This window comes from Streptomyces sp. NPDC047525 (genome assembly GCF_040643025.1).
GTDB lineage: Bacteria > Actinomycetota > Actinomycetes > Streptomycetales > Streptomycetaceae > Streptomyces > Streptomyces durmitorensis.
Window position 1 is genome coordinate 622,450 of the sequence record NZ_JBEYTL010000002.1, and the last position, 15,125, is coordinate 637,574.

Consider the following 15,125-nt stretch of genomic DNA (forward strand, 5'->3'; position numbering starts at 1 on the left):
GCTTCTTTCAAGAAGTCGGCCGACTACGGACGCGTGCGCGCCGACATCTGCCCCAGGTGCGGGGGCCAGCTGCTCAACGCGGGCTCCGCGCTCGCCGTGCCCAAGCGGCGCGACACGGCGGCGTGGCGCGCCTTGAGCGCGGTCCTGCTGTCCGGACTCCGATTCCGGCAGGGCTGCTGCGGCGACGGCCCCGGCCACCGCCCACGCACCCCGCGAGAGGTCCGTGAGCGTCTCGCGCACGCGGCCGAGACAGGCAACTCTCTCCAGGAGGCACTGGCCTGTCCCGATCCCACGCACACGGACGTCAGGCGGCAGGCAGGCCGAGGAGCGTACGCGCCACGTCCGACGGCGACTCGTCGCGCTCCCGGGCGAGGGTGATCACCGCCCGGCAGGCGAGTTCGCTGACGCCGAAGGACAGGGCCTCCGGTGACACCCACCCGGTGGCTTCGTCCTGTCGGTCCTGGTCGTCCTCGGCGCACGCCGCCACGTAGACGGCCGCCGCCTCGAAGAGGTTGTGCGGGCGCTCTTCCTTGCTGCGGACCGCTTCGTTCGTGTGCCACAGCTTGCGGAGCTTGTCGAACATGTGGGCCACCTTCCCCCGGTTGTGGTTGCCGCTGATGATCACTCATCTGTTGTACTCCAACGTAGAGTTGGAGCTCCGACGACAGAAGGGGGGCCGTGCGGTGAAGCGCTATGACCGGCTCAAGGAGATTCGGCGTCTCGACCCGGAGAAGGACGCCCTGGCGATCTACCGGCTCACCGCGACGTACGAGTTCCCCTGGGATTACACCCGAGCTCTTGAACTGGCGCTCTACCGCACGTACGCCGTTCCCAGCATTGGCCGACTCCTGGCCGAGACGGCGGAACTGACGGACCGTACGCAGAAGCGATACGACGACACGGCCCTGCTCCTCGACACCGTCGTCGAGCACGGCTTCGGCACGGACGAGGGCCGCACCGCGATCCGCCGCATCAACCAGATGCACCGTAGCTACGACATCAGCAATGAAGACATGCGCTACGTGCTGTGCACGTTCGTGGTGATGCCCAAGCGCTGGATCGACGCCTACGGATGGCGCAGATTGTCACGCCACGAGACGACCGCGGCCGCCGTCTACTACCGCACCTTGGGGCGGCACATGGGGATCCAGGACATCCCGGACTCCTACGAAGCCTTCGAGAAGTGCCTCGATGCCTACGAAGAGGCCCACTTCGCGTGGGACGAGGGTGCGCGCAAGGTCTCCGACGCGACCCTCGACGTCATGGCCTCCTGGTACCCGGGCTCGCTGGCGCCCTTGTTGCGTGCCTCGACCCTCGCCCTTCTCGACGAGCCCCTCCTGCGCGCCTTCCGCTATGAACCGCCGGGCCCTGTCGCCCGCACGGTTGTCAGGCGAGCCGTGCGGTTGCGCGGCCGCGCCGTGCGGCTGATGCCGCCCCGTAGAGCGCCGCACTACGCCCGGCAGAACTGGGAGATCAAGGGCTATCCGAAGGGGTATCGGGTCGGAGAGCTCGGAACGTTCCCGGTGCCCGGAGTCCGGGGCTGCCCGGTGGCGCACACGGACGAGTCGGCTGCCGCCCCGGCGGAGTGAGGTCGACCACCTCAGCGAAGTGAGGTCAACGTCGTTCGCAGCCAGGTGAGTTCGGCGCGGCTCGTCGCGCGGGCGATGGTGAGGATGCCGCGCCGGAACGGGTCGTCGAGGTCCTCGGCGCGCATCGGGCGCTCGCCGTCGTAGAAGAAGCTGGCGGGCTCCTCGAGAAAGGCCAGGCGGCGCTCGAGGACCGCGGCCTGGGCCGCCGTGTCGTCGACATGGCGCAGAAAGGCGAGGACCGTGAACCAGCGGTTCTCGTCGGTGATGTCCCCCTGCTGCGGTTCCGTCAGCCTGCGGCGCAGCTCGCTCCTGCCTTCTGCGGTGAGGTTCAGGACATGGCGCGGGGCCGCCACGGAGCCGGGCTGTGTCTCGCGGGCCAGCAGGCCGGCTCTCTCAAGCCGTTTGATGGCGGGGTACAGCGTGCTCTCCGCGACCGGGCGTACGTGCCCGGTCAGGGCGGTGATGCGCTTGCGCAGCTCGTAACCGTGCAGAGGCGCGTCGTAGAGGAATCCGAGGATGGCCAGTTCGAGCATGCCGTGCATTCTGCCGCACCAGCGGTGTACATCCCATCCGCAATACATCGCCACCGATGTATTGTCTCGGAAGCACTGGCAGGCGAGTGAGGGAGCGACGATGCGACAGGCACGGTTCGACGCACAGGGCAGCTGTGTCCGCTGGACGGAGAGCGAGGGTTCCGGCCCGGCCCGCGTGTACGTGCACGGGCTCGGCGCGGCGTCGACGGTCTATCACGCGCACATCGCGGCCAGGCCCGAGCTGGCCGGACGTCGATCGCTCTTCGTCGACCTGCCGGGCCACGGCATCAGCGACCGCCCGGCGGATTTCGGCTACTCCCTGGAGGAACACGCGGACGCCCTGGCCGCGGCGCTGGACGATGCCCAGGTGACGGGGGCGGAGATCGTCGCGCACAGCATGGGCGGCTCCGTAGCCATCGTGCTCGCGCACCGTCGCGGCGACCTTGTGTCACGGCTGGTCCTCACCGAGGCCAATCTCGACCCCAACCCGGCCGTGACGGCGGGCAGCAGCGGAATCGCGTCCTACGAAGAGGAGGACTTCGTGGCCGACGGCCACGCGCGCGTGCTCGAAAAGGCCGGCCCCTTGTGGGCGGCGACCATGAGGCTGGCCGACCCCCGTGCCCTGCACCGCAGTGCGACGGGGCTCGTGAGGGGGACGCTGCCCACGATGCGCGCGATGCTCGTGGATCTGCCGGTGGAGCGTGTCTTCTTGCAGGGCGCGCGGAGCGGCGAACTCGCGGGCGCGGAGGAACTGGTGGCGTCCGGGGTGCGGGTGGTGACCGTGCCGGAGGCGGGGCACAACATCATGTTCGACAACCCGGAGGCGTTCGCCGCGGTGGTTGCCGAGAGACAGCGGATCGGCCAGGGCAGGCCGGTGGGGTGATCTCCCGGCCGAGACGCCGGGCCGCCCGGTCGGCCTCGAACAGTGCGAGACCGGATTTGCACGGAATCTTCTCGTCGTCCCACTGGAGCGCGAACTCGATCGCTTCTTCAGCCGTCACCACCGGACGAATCCGGCGATGATTCACCACTGTCAACGACCTTCTCAGTACGGCGCCATCACCAGTTCGCCGATCACCCGCAACCCGACCTGGGACGCCAGCCATGATGCGCGTTCGGCCTCGATCTGCTTGACGTGGACGAGAAGCGTGTGATCGGTCGCGGGCTCCTCCAGATCGAGGTCGCGGACATTCACGCACAGCGTCAGGAACGCTCCCCGGCTGCCGCCCGCGCCCAAGCCGGTTTCAGGGGCCTCGGGCCAGCCCGCGAAGTCCCACCGCACCGTGGCCGGGCTGTTGCCCACCGCCTTGAGGAAGGGCTTCACGGCTTCCAGAGGCATGGCCCAGCCCCGCTGAAAGGACATGCGGCGAGGAGATGGACACCTCGAAGTCGACCTCGATATGCCTGAGATCGGCGATCCCGAGTAACCGAGTGGCGAAGATGCCGGTAGGGCTGCCCGGTCCCATGCGCAACAGTCGTAGTGCACGAGGGGAATCGAGAGGGAATTCCTGTGGTGGTCGGGAGGAAAGTGAGCGGAAGGGGCAGCGTGTTCAGTAGTGGGAAACGACTGAATTTTTCGACGCGTGACCTCGCTTTCCGGCCCCGCTCGGCGCTGCTGACGCTGGCTGATTAAGGAACTTGCCGGGAAGCTGGCGGCTCTGGAAATGTAAAGGCCGTTCGGCGGACCAGACCATCCGTCGACACCCCGGAAACGACCCAGACCAGTCGATTGAAAGGGGGAACGCCATGGCCTCGATGAAGAGTCTGTCGGCTTCCATCCAGGTTTTCAGTGACGACACCAACCTCGATGCCTACGACGGCAAGACGGTGTGGACGCGGAGCCCGGAGCAGACCTATCAGGTATGGCAGCTCGAGCTGGTAGGTGAAACCCCGGCAGGAACGGGCATCTACACGATCGAGAGCACCCACTACAAGGGCCAGTGTCTCGAAGCCACCACGCGGGACGGCACAGTGACGCTGAAGCCCCGCAGTCCCGACAAGCTTTCCCAGCGCTGGGTCGTGGACACGGGGGAGGAGCAGTCCACCATCGAGAGCAAGAAGTTCCCGGCCTTGCTCATCACGGCGAACGGCGAGGACCAGGCGGTGACGCTCAGGGAAGCCGCGCCCAATGCGCCGAATCAGATGTGGACCCTCTTCGACAAGATGTAAGAGGGATGTTCATTCTTCGCCGGCCTCGAGCATCTCTTTTCTCTCCCGCTAAAGAGAATTGAGTGGCGCGGCGGAGAAACGCAACCCGGCGAGCCCACTCGAAAAGCGTGGGCTCGCCGGTTTTTCGGCCGTCTAGTCCTGTCGTGCGGCCAGAGCGAGAAATCGTGCGGACTCGTCGACGTACGAGGTCAACTGCCAGCCCGAACCGGCGAGCAGCGGGCGGAGGTTCTCCTCGGCCCGCAGATCGTCCGTGGTGATCTGGCGGCCCTGCCGCGCCGCGAGCGCAGCACGGCCGATCGGGTGGAAGAGAGCGAGGGTCCCTCCGGGGCGCACCACGCGCCTCAACTCCCGCAGGTTCTCCGCCGGGTCGGGCAGATGGGAGATCAGGCCCGCCCCGAACACGGCGTCGAGCGACGCGCTCCGCAGCGGGAGCCGGGTCACGTCCGCGAGCAGGAGCTGCCCTTCACGGTCCCGGCCCGCTCGTGTGGCGGCCTCCAGCATGGCGGGAGTCAGATCGGCCCCGAGGACGACTCCGGAGGGCCCTACGGCCTCCCTGAGCGCGGGCAGCGCGCGTCCTGTGCCGCACCCGGCGTCGAGGACGTGGCCGCCGGGGCGCAGACCGAGCTCGGACGCGGCGGCGCGATAGGCGGGCCCGTCGTCGGGGAACCGGGTGTCCCAGTCGGCCGCCCGGGCGGAGAAGAAGTCACGGACACGCGTGTGGTCATCGCTCATGCGGCCATGATTACTCAACGACTCGCATGCGCGTTGGGGGCACACGTTCGAGCGTGATGCGGTCGTTCAGGGTCCTCTCTCTGTCAGATTCCAACACCTTTCGAACTGCGCCCCCGTTGTGCGCCCCTGTCCGGACTAGCGTCCCGGAGCCATGGGACACCTGGACCACGCCACCTTCGGCTGGCTGACCCCCGTGCTGTCGTACGCGATGGCCTGTATCGGCGCCGCTCTCGGGCTGCGCTGCACCGTCCGTGCCCTCGGCGCCACGGGCACCTCACGCCGCAACTGGCTCATCACCGCGGCTTCCGCCATCGGCACGGGTATCTGGACGATGCACTTCGTGGCCATGCTCGGCTTCGGCGTGACCGGCACCGAGATCCACTACAACGTGCCCCTGACGATCCTGAGCCTGATCGTCGCGATGGCTGTCGTCGGCGCCGGGGTCTTCGCCGTCGGCTACGGCCGTGACCGCGGGCGTGCGCTCGCGCTCGGCGGACTCACCACCGGGCTCGGCGTCGCGAGCATGCACTACCTGGGCATGGCCGCACTGCGGCTGCACGGCAGCGTGCGCTACGACCCGGTGCTGGTCGGCCTCTCCGTCGTCATCGCCGTCGTCGCCGCGACCGCTGCCCTGTGGGCGGCACTGAACATCAAGTCGCCGCTCGCGGTCGCCGTCGCCTCGCTTGTCATGGGCGGGGCGGTGAGCAGCATGCACTACACCGGAATGCTGGCCGTGAGCGTGCGGGTCACCGAGTCGGGTGCGGCACTGCCCGGCGCCACGACCATGCAGTTCATCTTCCCCCTCGCGGTCGGCCTCGGCTCCTATCTCTTCCTGACCTCGGCGTTTGTCGCGCTCTCCCCGACCTCGGGGGAGCGCGAGGCCTCCGTGGCGGCCCAGCGGCCGGTGGAGCGCGCCGCCGGGTAGCGGCGCCCCGGACCGGCCACGGACGGCCGGGCACACGCCCCGAAATCTCTCCGAGCGAGGAGGCCATGCGTACACCCCGTAGGACCCCCGACCCGGCCGACGGCCCTGTGCCGCCGAATCCCGGGGCCCCGGCACGTGGTCGCCGCGCGCACGCGGGACCGCCCGCTGACGAACGGCCCGACGCAAAAGCCCCTTCGGAGCCCGCACCGCCGAAGAACCCCGCGCGCGGACGCTCCTGGTGGCCGCGTCCTCGCACCGTACGAGCCAAGATCGTGTGCCTCCTGATGGTGCCGGTCGTCTCCCTGCTCGCACTGTGGGGATATGCCACGGTCAGCACGGCCCAGGACATGGCACACCTGCGGCAGTTGCAGCGCGTCGACGCCCAGGTGCGCGGACCTGTCGACACAGCCATCGCGGCGCTGCAGGCCGAGCGCGCGGCGGCCGTGCGCTACGCGACCAAGCCGGCGCCCGACCGTGGCAGCGAACTCGAACGGCAGGCGGGACGCACGGACCGCGCGGTGGCGAAGCTGCGTCGTGGCGAGGGCCAGACCGTCGCCGATGGTGCCGACCTGCCCACCGGTGTGGAGTCCAGGCTCGAAACGTTCGTCTCCGAGGCCGAAGGCCTGAGCACGGTGCGGTCCGATGTGCTCGACCGCCGCACGGCCTGGGACGCGACCTACGGCCAGTACACGAGGACCATTTCGGCAGCCTTCGGAGTCGGCGGCGCACTCACCGGCATCCAGGAAGCCGAACTCGGCTCCCACGCGCGCGTGCTGCTCGAATTCTCCCGAGCCGCCGAGATGCTGGCGCGCGAGGACGTCGTCCTGTCCAGCGCCCGGCTCGACGGCCCCCTGGACGGGGAGCGGCTGCGGCAGTTCACCGGGGCCGTCGACACCCGGCGGACCCTGACCGATGGGGCGGTGGCGGATCTGCGCGGACCCGAACGAGCAGCCTGGCAGGACCTCGTGGAGGGGAGCGCGTACGCCGACGTGCGCGCCGTCGAGGACAAGGTGCTCGTCGCACCACCGGGCCGCAAGGCAGCCGCCGCGGCGCCGGCCGCCGAGTGGGACAGCGCCCATGCCGAGGTGCGGGACGAACTCCGCGCGATCGACGTGGGCGCGAGCCGCAGCGCCGCCGACCGGGCCGACCCGTTCACCCGCGGGTTGCTCACACCGGCAGGCGCCGCCGTACTCCTCGGGCTCCTGGCCGTCGCCGCCTCACTGGTCATCTCCGTACGCATCGGGCGCGGGCTGGTCGTCGAGCTCGTGAGCCTGCGCAACGGCGCGCTGGAGATCGCCCGCCACAAACTCCCGGACGCCATGCGGAAGCTGCGGGCCGGCGAGGAGATCGACATTCACGCCGAAGCTCCACCCGGCCCGCTCGCGGAGGACGAGACGGGGCAGGTCTACGAAGCGCTCGGCACGGTGCACCGGGCGGCCCTGCGCGCTGCCATCGAGCGCGCCGAACTCGCCAGCGGCATCTCAGGCGTCTTCGTCAACCTCGCCCGCAGGAGCCAGGTCCTCGTCCACCGCCAACTCAGCCTCCTCGACAGCATGGAGCGCAGGTCCGACGACCCGAACGAACTGAGCGACCTCTTCCGGCTCGACCACCTCACCACCAGGATGAGGCGGCACGCCGAGAGCCTGATCATCCTCTCCGGAGCCGCTCCGGGGCGTGCCTGGCGCATGCCCGTCTCCCTGACGAACGTCGTCCGAGCGGCCGTCTCCGAAGTCGAGGACTACGCGCGCGTGGAGGTGCGACAACTCCCCGCCGCCGCGGTCGTCGGCACGGCTGTCGCCGACCTGACCCACCTCTTGGCCGAACTCGTCGAGAACGCCGCCCAGTTCTCGCCGCCCCACACCAAGGTGCGGGTCAACGGAGAACCGGTCGGCAACGGCTACGCCCTGGAGATCGAGGACCGCGGCCTCGGCATGGGAGCGGAAACCCTGGCCGATGCCAACCACCGCATCGAGCAGTCCGAAACGCTCGACCTCTTCGACAGCGACCAACTGGGGCTCTTCGTCGTCAGCCGGCTCGCCGCGCGACACGGAGTCAAAGTGAATCTCCGTCCGTCCCCCTACGGCGGTACCACCGCGGTCGTCCTCCTGCCCACCGCACTGCTGCAGAGCACCACACCGGAGAGCCCCGGAGCCCACACCATGGAACGTGACCGCACCGAGGACGGACACGCGCGCGTGCCCGATCCCGCGCCGATGAACGGCAACTCCGTGCCCGCCCCGACCGCCCGCCCCGCACTGGCCCCGTCCACGGAGACCCCGGCGACCACGCCCCCGGGCGTCACCGCACTGCGCCTGCACAAGCCACCGGACGCGGAACCCGACAGCGCCCCCGAGCCCTCGGACGACCTCCCGCGCCGCGTGCGGCAGGCCAGCCTGGCCCCCCAACTGCGCGAGCGACCCCCGGACGACGCCGCCGGATCCGTGAGCGTCCGCGAAGACACCGAACGCAGCCCCGAACAGGTGCGGGACCGCATGGCCGCCTACCGCGACGGCTGGACCCGCGGCGGCGGCCGCCGGCCCGGCATCGTCGGCGCCGTCCCCGACATACCAGGGCCCGCACCGGCCAGTGACAGCACCGAAGGAGACCACGCATGATCCAGGATCAGAGCAGAACCGCCGACAGGTCCGGCGAACTCGACTGGCTGCTGGATGACTTGGTACTGCGCGTCGGCGAGGTACGGCACGCCGTGGTGCTCTCGAACGACGGGCTCGCCGTCGGTGCCTCGACCGCTCTCAGCCGCGAGGACGCCGAGCACCTCGCCGCGGTCGCCTCCGGATTCCACAGCCTCGCCAAGGGCACGGGGCGGCACTTCGGGGCCGGGGGAGTGCGCCAGACCATGGTCGAGATGGACGACGCGTTCCTGTTCGTGGCAGCGGCGGGCGACGGATCCTGTCTCGCCGTACTGAGCTCCGTGACGGCCGACATCGGTCTGGTCGCCTACGAGATGGCACGCCTGGTCAAGCGGGTGGGCGAGCATCTCTACACGCCCCCGCGCTTCGCGGCGCAGCCGCCGGCCGTCGGATGAGACGGGGCGGTCGACACAGATGACCGAGGACAGGAGCGGCGTCCCGCGCGACGCGGGCAGCCAGTGGTACGACCAGGAGGCCGGACCACTGGTCCGCCCCTACGCGATGACGGGCGGACGGACCCAACCGGGGCCCGGCGGAGCGCGCTTCGATCTGATCGCGCTCGTCACGCTGGATCAGAACGCCCCGGGCCCCGGGGACGAGACCGCGCTCGGACCGGAACACCGGTCGCTCATCGAACTGTGCCGCACCGAGACCCAGTCGGTCGCCGAACTTGCGGCCGACGCCGATCTGCCCGTGGGCGTGGTCAGAGTGCTGCTCGGCGACCTGCTGGAAATGGGCTGCGTGAAGGTGAGCCGACCCGTGCCACCCGCACAGCTGCCCGACGAGAAGATCCTGCGAGAGGTGATCGATGGGCTCCGAGCGCTCTGATGCCGGCGGCGACGACACGACCGCCATGGCGTTGAAGATTCTGGTCGCGGGCGGTTTCGGGGTGGGCAAGACCACCCTGGTCGGCGCGGTCAGCGAGATCCGCCCGCTGCGCACCGAGGAACTGCTCAGCGAGGCGGGCCAGTCGGTGGACGACACCGGCGGAGTCGACCGCAAGACCACGACGACCGTCGCCATGGACTTCGGCCGCATCACCATCAGGTCGGGCCTGTCGCTGTACCTCTTCGGTACACCCGGGCAGGACCGTTTCTGGTTCCTGTGGGACGAGTTGTCCCAGGGCGCGCTCGGTGCCGTCGTCCTCGCGGACACCCGACGGCTCGAGGACTGCTTCCCCGCCGTCGACTACTTCGAGCATCGGCACATTCCGTTCGTGGTCGCGGTCAACTGCTTCGCGACCGCGCGTACGTACGGTGCGCACGAGGTGTCACGGGCCCTGGACCTCGACCGCGGCACCCCCGTGGTGCTGTGCGACGCACGGGACCGCGATTCGGGAAAGGAGGTGCTGATACGCCTGGTCGAGTACGCCGGGCGGATGCATACCGCCCGGCTGCTCGACACGGTGGGCTGAGACGCCGGAGCGTGAGCTCAGGCGTCAGTCGGCGACGGCGCCGCGTGCGACCACCTTGTCGATTTTGACGCGCACGAGGAGTTCACCGGGCACGCCGTTGCGCTCACCGAACTCCTCGGCGCGCCCTTCGCCCATATAGCGGGCGCCGAGCCTGCCGGCCCAGTGCCGTACCTCGTCGAGATCGTCGATCAGCCGCGCCTGCCCTTGCAGGACCACGAACGCGAACGGAGGCCTGTCGTCGTCCACACACAGGGCGACGCGCCCGTCCCGCGCCAGATTCCGCCCCTTGACGGTCTCCGCCCCGGTGTTGAACACCAACTCGTCCCCGTCCAACAGGAACCAGATCGGTGCGATATGCGGGCTGCCGTCCGCCCGGACGGTCGACAGCTTGCCGGTACGGGTGCCCTGCGAGACGAAAGCCCGCCACTGGTCCTCGGTCATCTTCTGTGCCATGTCCTCATCATGCTTGCCGAGGCGCCGATGGTGGGGAAGGCTGGCAGGTCAGTTCCTCCGGCCAGGGGGAACAGAAGGCGGGGAGACGGGAACATGGTGCAGAACACGGGGCTCGGTTGGCTGCTCGACGACTTGACCGAGCGCATGGAGCCCGTACGGCACGCGCTGGTGCTGTCCAACGACGGCCTGGTGACCGGAGCGAGCTCCGAGCTGAAGCGGGAAGACGCGGAACATCTGGCCGCGGTCTCATCCGGTCTGCACAGCCTGGCCAAGGGCTCAGGGCGGCACTTCCGGGCCGGCAACGTGCGCCAGACGATGATCGAGTTCGACGACGCGGTGCTGTTCGTCACCGCGGCCGGCGACGGCAGTTGCCTGTGCGTCCTCAGCTCCGCCGAGGCGGACATCGGTCAGGTCGCGTACGAGATGACACTTCTCGTCAATCGTGTCGGCGAGCATCTCGGCGTGGGCGCCCGGCAGCCGGAGCGGACGCCTGTGGTAGACCTCTGACCAGCTGAAACGTCGACGCGGCGAGAGTTATCCACAGGCTCGGCGCGGGTCGCGGTGATCGCGCTACGGTTTTTCCCGAGAGCAAAGACGCCTCACGGGGGAGAACCACCATGACAGGTCACACGATCACGCAAGAAGCCGCTGACACGGCAGCGCGGACATCGGTCACGCAGAGCCGCGCGGCACGGGAACTGGGTCTGAAACGCGGCGAGTTCGAGCTCGCCGTGATGCTGGGGCGCATCCGCACCGTCAGCGACACGGTCGGTGGACGGCGCCGCGTCACACGCGAGGAGATCGAGCGAGTCCGTGCCGGGGAGGGCTTTCCCGAAGCATGGGTGGAGCGCATCAGAGCCGTGGGGACCACGGAGGGTGCGGCTCTGATGGACATCTCCACGGCCCGATTCACTCGGCTCACTCGCGCGGGTTTCGTCACGCCGGTGAAGTTCTACCTGAACAGGTATCGAGCCGTCGTCTGGCTGTATCTGGCCGAGGAACTGAGGCAGTTCGCCGAGGCCGAGGCCAACTCCGGACTCCTCACCGGCCGAGCCCCTGGCACGATCCGCGCCCAACTGGAGGCAGGCGTCGACCTGCGGGCGCGGAACTGGCGAGGCCGCCACGCGGGAGCGCTGCTGCGGCAGTCCGACGACCCCTGGGAGCGCGCCGCGGCCGTGGCCTCGCTGCTCGACCCGGCCCAGATCGCGGAAATCATCAAGGATCCGTACGAACGCGCCTATGTGCGCAGGCTCATGCCCGAGCTCTTCGGCGGTCAGGGAGCGCCGGATACACCGGCGGGACGGATCATCCAGAAGATCACGACCGCGGACGACCCGGACGAGATCCGCTGGCTGCGGGCGAACCTGACCATCGGCCTCTCCCAGGCCCGAGGGGAGCGCCCGGCACCGCGGCCCGAGTCAAAGCCTGCTCCCGTGCCGGCACCGGATCACGAGTCCGCTTCCGGCCCCCGGCCCCGGGCAGAGCTCGATACTGAGCCAAGCGCTCACCCCGGGCCGGATCACGAGGCACCACCCACCGCACTGCCCGAGCAAGAGACGAGAGGGCGGGCGCCGGAGCCACGAGGCCTCCTCAAGTGGATGCGCCGCAGGGGAGCGTAGCCAGACGGGCGCGGGGACGGCCCGCGGGCAGCGCCGTTACGTGGTGGCGTCGAGATCCTTGGCGTAGTGCTCGATCGCGGGCCGGTAGCCGACGATGCCCGGGTCCTGACTGGTGGCGGCGAGCACGGTCAGGAGGAGCTCCATCGCGGCGTGTGCCCGGCCGGTGTTGTAGAGGGCCATGGCCAGAAAGGTCTTGAGGGCGGCGTCGTCGGGGAATTCGGACACCGCGTCACCCAAGGTCACGACGGCTTCGGGATACCGGCCAAGGACGCGGTAGGTGCTGCCCAGGCCGAGGAGCGCCCCCCGGCGGTCATCGGGAGAAAGGCCTGGACCCTCGACCGCTCGTGCGTAGTGCGGCACCGCCTCGGCCTCAAGACCGAGTGCGTCGTGCACCCACGCGGTCTGGTACGCCACATCCGGGTCCTGGGGGAACTGCTCGCACAGGGCCAGCAGCCGCTGCCGTGCCTCCTCGCGGCGACCGTCCTCGCGCAGCCGAATGGCCTCGGCGAGCAGGCGGTCGCGGTCCCTCGTCATGTCCTCGTCCCTGGTCAATGCCCCATCCCTTCCTCTGCCTCACCCCAGGCGATCGGAGGCACCGATGTCCTGTCCGTCCATCGCGCACGTTCCGTGCCGTCGCTGTCAGCAGGCTAGTTCCTTTTCGGGACAGTACGGCGCGCGCGGGAACGTCACCCGTTTCCCCGCCTCCGGGTGCCGAGAGCGCTGCCCTTGCGTTGAATCCGAAGTGACCTATGCCTACGGGAGCAAGCATGTCTGTGTCACATGGGCCGCGTGAGCCACGGCCGGGCGGTTCGCCGCCACAGCGGGGCCGGCTCCGGCGCATCGGGCAGTGGTGCGCCCGTCACTGCGTGACCGTCATCGTGGTGTGGCTGGCCGCTCTGGTCGGGCTGCAGGTACTGAACCACGCCTACGGCGGTGAGTACTCCGACGACTTCTCCCTGCCCGGCACCCAGTCGCAGGCGGGCCTGGACGTCCTCAAGGCACACGAGCCCGCGGCCGGCGGATACAGCGCCCAGGTAGTACTGCACGACTCGGACAAGCCCCTCAGTGAGGTGAGTGACCAGGTCGGCTCGGCCGTCAGCAGCCTGCAGAAGCTTCCTCACGTGCTGTCCGCGCAGAGCCCGCTGCCCGCGCAGCAGCAGCCCGCGGGCACACCGAACGTCGGGCCGCTGTCCTCCGACGGAAAGACGGGCTACATCACCGTCCGCTTCGACGTGCAGCCCTCCACCCTCGGCGACGAATACCTGGACGGCGTCGACAAGGCGGTGCAGCCGCTGCGTTCCGCCGGTGTGGAAGTGGAGTACGGAGGTCCGCTGGGCGAGCTGGCCAGGCCGGAGCCGGACGACCGGACGAGCGAGGCCATCGGATTCGGTGTGGCGATCGTGGTGCTCCTCATCGGATTCGGCAGCGTGCTCGCGGCGCTGCTGCCTCTGGTGACGGCGCTGGTCAGCGTGTTGTGCGGCCTTGCCTGCCTGGGCCTGCTGGCGGCCGCGTTCACCTTCGCCACGGTCTCGCCGACGCTGGCCACGATGATCGGGATCGGCGTCGGGATCGACTACGCCCTCTTCCTGGTCACCCGCCACCGTCAGAACCTCCTGGGCCAGGATCCGTTCACGGCTGCGGGGCATGCGACGGCGACCAGCGGCCGGGCGGTACTGGTCTCCGGATGCACAGTGATCATCGCTCTGTCCGGTCTGTGGGTCTCCGGGATCTCGTTCATCGGCAAGCTGGGCCTGGCCGCCGCGGTCACCGTCGTCACGGCGGTGCTGGGGGCCCTGACACTGGTCCCGGCGCTGCTTGGACTGATCGGGCGGCGGATCGACAAGCTACGGGTGCGGGCCCCGATCGCCGAGACGAACACCGCGACAGGTGAGGCATCCAAGGGCGGCTGGCACCGCTACGCGCAGCGCGTGGAGCGACGGCCCTGGTGGTTCCTCATCGGCGGCGCCGTCGTGCTCGCCGTCCTGTCGGTCCCCGTCTTCTTCATCCAGCTCGGGCACATCGGTGACGGGGCGGACCCGAAGTCCTTCACCGACCGGCGCGCCTTCGACCTGATGTCCTCGGCCTTCGGACCCGGTTCGAACGGTCCGATGACTCTCGTCATCGACCAGACCGATGTGCCCCAGTCGGACAGATCGGCACTGGCGTCCCAGGCGCAGAAGGCCCTCACCGACGTACCGGACGCGGCCGTGATCACCCCGCTCAAGGCCACATCGGACGGCGACGTCCTGATCTCCACGGCGTACTCGGTGGCCGCTCCGCAGGACGAGCGGACCACCGAGCTGCACGAGCACCTGAGCGACGACGTGCTGCCGCAGGCGGTGTCCGGGACGAAGGCGAGCACGTACGTCACGGGGACTACCGCCGCGCAGGCCGACTTCCTGGAGATCGTCTCCAAGAAGCTGCCGCTGATCATCGCGGTGGTCGTGGCCCTGGCCTTCCTCGTCATCCTTGTCGTGTTCCGAGGGCTGCTCGTCGCGGTCAAGGCCGCGGTGCTCAACGTGCTGTCGATCGCGGCCTCGTACGGGGTGGTCGTGGCCGTCTTCCAGTGGGGATGGGGCGGGCCGGCGCTCGGGGTCTCGGGGAAGGTCCCGATCGAGAGCTACGTACCGATGATGATGTTCGCGATCGTCTTCGGACTGAGCATGGACTACGAGATCTTTCTCCTGTCCCGGGTCCACGAGGCGTGGATGCGCACCCGGGACGCGAAGGCGAGCGTCGCCCACGCCCTGGAGATCACCGCACGGGTCATCACCTGCGCCGCGTTGATCATGGTGAGTGTCTTCGCCGCGTTCATCATCAGCGACAACATCGTGGTGAAGATGCTGGGGCTCGGCCTCGCGGCCAGTGTGCTCATCGACGCCACCGTGGTCCGCCTGTTGCTGGTGCCCGCGGTCATGACGCTCCTCGGCAAAGCCGCCTGGTGGGCGCCTCGTTGGATGGACCGGCTGCTCCCGCACATCGACGCCGAGGGCGAGAGCCAGACCGTGGAAGCGGGCAAGAAGCCGGGCTGACGCGACCG

General features: G+C 69.4%; 17 protein-coding genes. 11 read left to right on the forward strand and 6 right to left on the reverse strand.

What is annotated here, in order from left to right:
• Nucleotides 1-304 precede the first annotated feature (304 nt).
• Nucleotides 305-583, reverse strand: a complete 279-nt coding sequence (locus ABZ833_RS07620; protein ID WP_361042458.1) for a hypothetical protein — start codon at nucleotides 581-583, stop codon at nucleotides 305-307.
• 100 nt (nucleotides 584-683) lie between these two features.
• On the opposite strand from ABZ833_RS07620, the gene ABZ833_RS07625 reads away from it, so the two are divergent.
• Complete coding sequence (locus ABZ833_RS07625) at nucleotides 684-1,589, forward strand: oxygenase MpaB family protein (protein WP_361042460.1); 906 nt, start codon at nucleotides 684-686, stop codon at nucleotides 1,587-1,589.
• A gap of 11 nt (nucleotides 1,590-1,600) precedes the next feature.
• Here the strand turns inward: ABZ833_RS07625 and ABZ833_RS07630 are convergent, their stop codons facing one another.
• The gene (locus ABZ833_RS07630; protein ID WP_361042462.1) at nucleotides 1,601-2,122 is read right to left on the reverse strand and encodes a PadR family transcriptional regulator; all 522 of its coding nucleotides are present in this window, start codon (nucleotides 2,120-2,122) and stop codon (nucleotides 1,601-1,603) included.
• A gap of 100 nt (nucleotides 2,123-2,222) precedes the next feature.
• On the opposite strand from ABZ833_RS07630, the gene ABZ833_RS07635 reads away from it, so the two are divergent.
• Nucleotides 2,223-3,005 carry an alpha/beta hydrolase gene (locus ABZ833_RS07635; RefSeq protein ID WP_361042465.1) on the forward strand — a complete coding sequence of 261 codons (783 nt, stop codon included), beginning with the start codon at nucleotides 2,223-2,225 and terminating at the stop codon, nucleotides 3,003-3,005.
• A gap of 162 nt (nucleotides 3,006-3,167) precedes the next feature.
• On the opposite strand, the gene ABZ833_RS07640 is transcribed toward ABZ833_RS07635, so the two are convergent.
• On the reverse strand, nucleotides 3,168-3,485 hold the full coding sequence (locus ABZ833_RS07640; protein ID WP_361042468.1) for a hypothetical protein: 318 nt from the start codon (nucleotides 3,483-3,485) through the stop codon (nucleotides 3,168-3,170).
• Between the two features lie 383 nt (nucleotides 3,486-3,868).
• Here ABZ833_RS07640 and ABZ833_RS07645 point away from each other — a divergent pair, with 383 nt between their 5' ends.
• On the forward strand, nucleotides 3,869-4,291 hold the full coding sequence (locus ABZ833_RS07645; RefSeq protein ID WP_361042471.1) for a hypothetical protein: 423 nt from the start codon (nucleotides 3,869-3,871) through the stop codon (nucleotides 4,289-4,291).
• A 132-nt stretch (nucleotides 4,292-4,423) separates the two neighbouring features.
• Here the strand turns inward: ABZ833_RS07645 and ABZ833_RS07650 are convergent, their stop codons facing one another.
• Nucleotides 4,424-5,023 carry a class I SAM-dependent methyltransferase gene (locus ABZ833_RS07650; RefSeq protein WP_361042474.1) on the reverse strand — a complete coding sequence of 200 codons (600 nt, stop codon included), beginning with the start codon at nucleotides 5,021-5,023 and terminating at the stop codon, nucleotides 4,424-4,426.
• 151 nt (nucleotides 5,024-5,174) lie between these two features.
• Here ABZ833_RS07650 and ABZ833_RS07655 point away from each other — a divergent pair, with 151 nt between their 5' ends.
• The 5 genes from ABZ833_RS07655 (at nucleotide 5,175) to ABZ833_RS07675 (ending at nucleotide 10,013) form a co-directional block, all read left to right on the forward strand.
• The gene (locus tag ABZ833_RS07655) at nucleotides 5,175-5,948 is read left to right on the forward strand and encodes an MHYT domain-containing protein (RefSeq protein ID WP_361042476.1); all 774 of its coding nucleotides are present in this window, start codon (nucleotides 5,175-5,177) and stop codon (nucleotides 5,946-5,948) included.
• Nucleotides 5,949-6,013: 65 nt separating this feature from the next.
• Entirely contained in the window at nucleotides 6,014-8,563 is a 2,550-nt protein-coding gene (locus ABZ833_RS07660; protein WP_361042478.1) for a nitrate- and nitrite sensing domain-containing protein, read from the forward strand.
• Nucleotides 8,560-8,994 carry a roadblock/LC7 domain-containing protein gene (locus tag ABZ833_RS07665; RefSeq protein ID WP_361042481.1) on the forward strand — a complete coding sequence of 145 codons (435 nt, stop codon included), beginning with the start codon at nucleotides 8,560-8,562 and terminating at the stop codon, nucleotides 8,992-8,994. The genes ABZ833_RS07660 and ABZ833_RS07665 overlap by 4 nt, the downstream gene beginning before the upstream one ends.
• A 19-nt stretch (nucleotides 8,995-9,013) precedes the next feature.
• On the forward strand, nucleotides 9,014-9,427 hold the full coding sequence (locus ABZ833_RS07670; RefSeq protein WP_361042484.1) for a DUF742 domain-containing protein: 414 nt from the start codon (nucleotides 9,014-9,016) through the stop codon (nucleotides 9,425-9,427).
• Nucleotides 9,408-10,013, forward strand: a complete 606-nt coding sequence (locus ABZ833_RS07675; RefSeq protein WP_249592159.1) for an ATP/GTP-binding protein — start codon at nucleotides 9,408-9,410, stop codon at nucleotides 10,011-10,013. The genes ABZ833_RS07670 and ABZ833_RS07675 overlap by 20 nt, the downstream gene beginning before the upstream one ends.
• Nucleotides 10,014-10,037: 24 nt before the next feature.
• On the opposite strand, the gene ABZ833_RS07680 is transcribed toward ABZ833_RS07675, so the two are convergent.
• On the reverse strand, nucleotides 10,038-10,466 hold the full coding sequence (locus ABZ833_RS07680) for a PPOX class F420-dependent oxidoreductase (RefSeq protein ID WP_361042487.1): 429 nt from the start codon (nucleotides 10,464-10,466) through the stop codon (nucleotides 10,038-10,040).
• 93 nt (nucleotides 10,467-10,559) lie between these two features.
• Between ABZ833_RS07680 and ABZ833_RS07685 the strand changes: the two genes are divergently transcribed.
• Nucleotides 10,560-10,973 (forward strand): roadblock/LC7 domain-containing protein, encoded by a 414-nt coding sequence (locus ABZ833_RS07685; RefSeq protein ID WP_249592161.1) that lies wholly within the window; start codon nucleotides 10,560-10,562, stop codon nucleotides 10,971-10,973.
• 110 nt (nucleotides 10,974-11,083) lie between these two features.
• Entirely contained in the window at nucleotides 11,084-12,085 is a 1,002-nt protein-coding gene (locus ABZ833_RS07690; protein WP_361042491.1) for a DUF6397 family protein, read from the forward strand.
• Between the two features lie 36 nt (nucleotides 12,086-12,121).
• Here ABZ833_RS07690 and ABZ833_RS07695 read toward each other — a convergent pair whose 3' ends face one another.
• On the reverse strand, nucleotides 12,122-12,619 hold the full coding sequence (locus tag ABZ833_RS07695; RefSeq protein ID WP_361042493.1) for a tetratricopeptide repeat protein: 498 nt from the start codon (nucleotides 12,617-12,619) through the stop codon (nucleotides 12,122-12,124).
• 233 nt (nucleotides 12,620-12,852) lie between these two features.
• On the opposite strand from ABZ833_RS07695, the gene ABZ833_RS07700 reads away from it, so the two are divergent.
• Nucleotides 12,853-15,117, forward strand: a complete 2,265-nt coding sequence (locus tag ABZ833_RS07700; RefSeq protein ID WP_361042495.1) for an MMPL family transporter — start codon at nucleotides 12,853-12,855, stop codon at nucleotides 15,115-15,117.
• Nucleotides 15,118-15,125: the final 8 nt, after the last annotated feature.

Coding starts and splice junctions, on each gene's coding strand:
- ABZ833_RS07675 (WP_249592159.1), top strand. CDS start 9,408: ATGGGCTCCGAGCGCTCTGATGCCGGCGGCGACGACACGACCGCCATG.
- ABZ833_RS07655 (WP_361042476.1), top strand. CDS start 5,175: ATGGGACACCTGGACCACGCCACCTTCGGCTGGCTGACCCCCGTGCTG.
- ABZ833_RS07685 (WP_249592161.1), top strand. CDS start 10,560: ATGGTGCAGAACACGGGGCTCGGTTGGCTGCTCGACGACTTGACCGAG.
- ABZ833_RS07640 (WP_361042468.1), bottom strand. CDS start 3,485: ATGTCCTTTCAGCGGGGCTGGGCCATGCCTCTGGAAGCCGTGAAGCCC.
- ABZ833_RS07700 (WP_361042495.1), top strand. CDS start 12,853: ATGTCTGTGTCACATGGGCCGCGTGAGCCACGGCCGGGCGGTTCGCCG.
- ABZ833_RS07680 (WP_361042487.1), bottom strand. CDS start 10,466: ATGGCACAGAAGATGACCGAGGACCAGTGGCGGGCTTTCGTCTCGCAG.
- ABZ833_RS07635 (WP_361042465.1), top strand. CDS start 2,223: ATGCGACAGGCACGGTTCGACGCACAGGGCAGCTGTGTCCGCTGGACG.
- ABZ833_RS07695 (WP_361042493.1), bottom strand. CDS start 12,619: ATGACGAGGGACCGCGACCGCCTGCTCGCCGAGGCCATTCGGCTGCGC.
- ABZ833_RS07645 (WP_361042471.1), top strand. CDS start 3,869: ATGGCCTCGATGAAGAGTCTGTCGGCTTCCATCCAGGTTTTCAGTGAC.
- ABZ833_RS07690 (WP_361042491.1), top strand. CDS start 11,084: ATGACAGGTCACACGATCACGCAAGAAGCCGCTGACACGGCAGCGCGG.
- ABZ833_RS07650 (WP_361042474.1), bottom strand. CDS start 5,023: ATGAGCGATGACCACACGCGTGTCCGTGACTTCTTCTCCGCCCGGGCG.
- ABZ833_RS07620 (WP_361042458.1), bottom strand. CDS start 583: ATGTTCGACAAGCTCCGCAAGCTGTGGCACACGAACGAAGCGGTCCGC.
- ABZ833_RS07670 (WP_361042484.1), top strand. CDS start 9,014: ATGACCGAGGACAGGAGCGGCGTCCCGCGCGACGCGGGCAGCCAGTGG.
- ABZ833_RS07665 (WP_361042481.1), top strand. CDS start 8,560: ATGATCCAGGATCAGAGCAGAACCGCCGACAGGTCCGGCGAACTCGAC.
- ABZ833_RS07660 (WP_361042478.1), top strand. CDS start 6,014: ATGCGTACACCCCGTAGGACCCCCGACCCGGCCGACGGCCCTGTGCCG.
- ABZ833_RS07630 (WP_361042462.1), bottom strand. CDS start 2,122: ATGCTCGAACTGGCCATCCTCGGATTCCTCTACGACGCGCCTCTGCAC.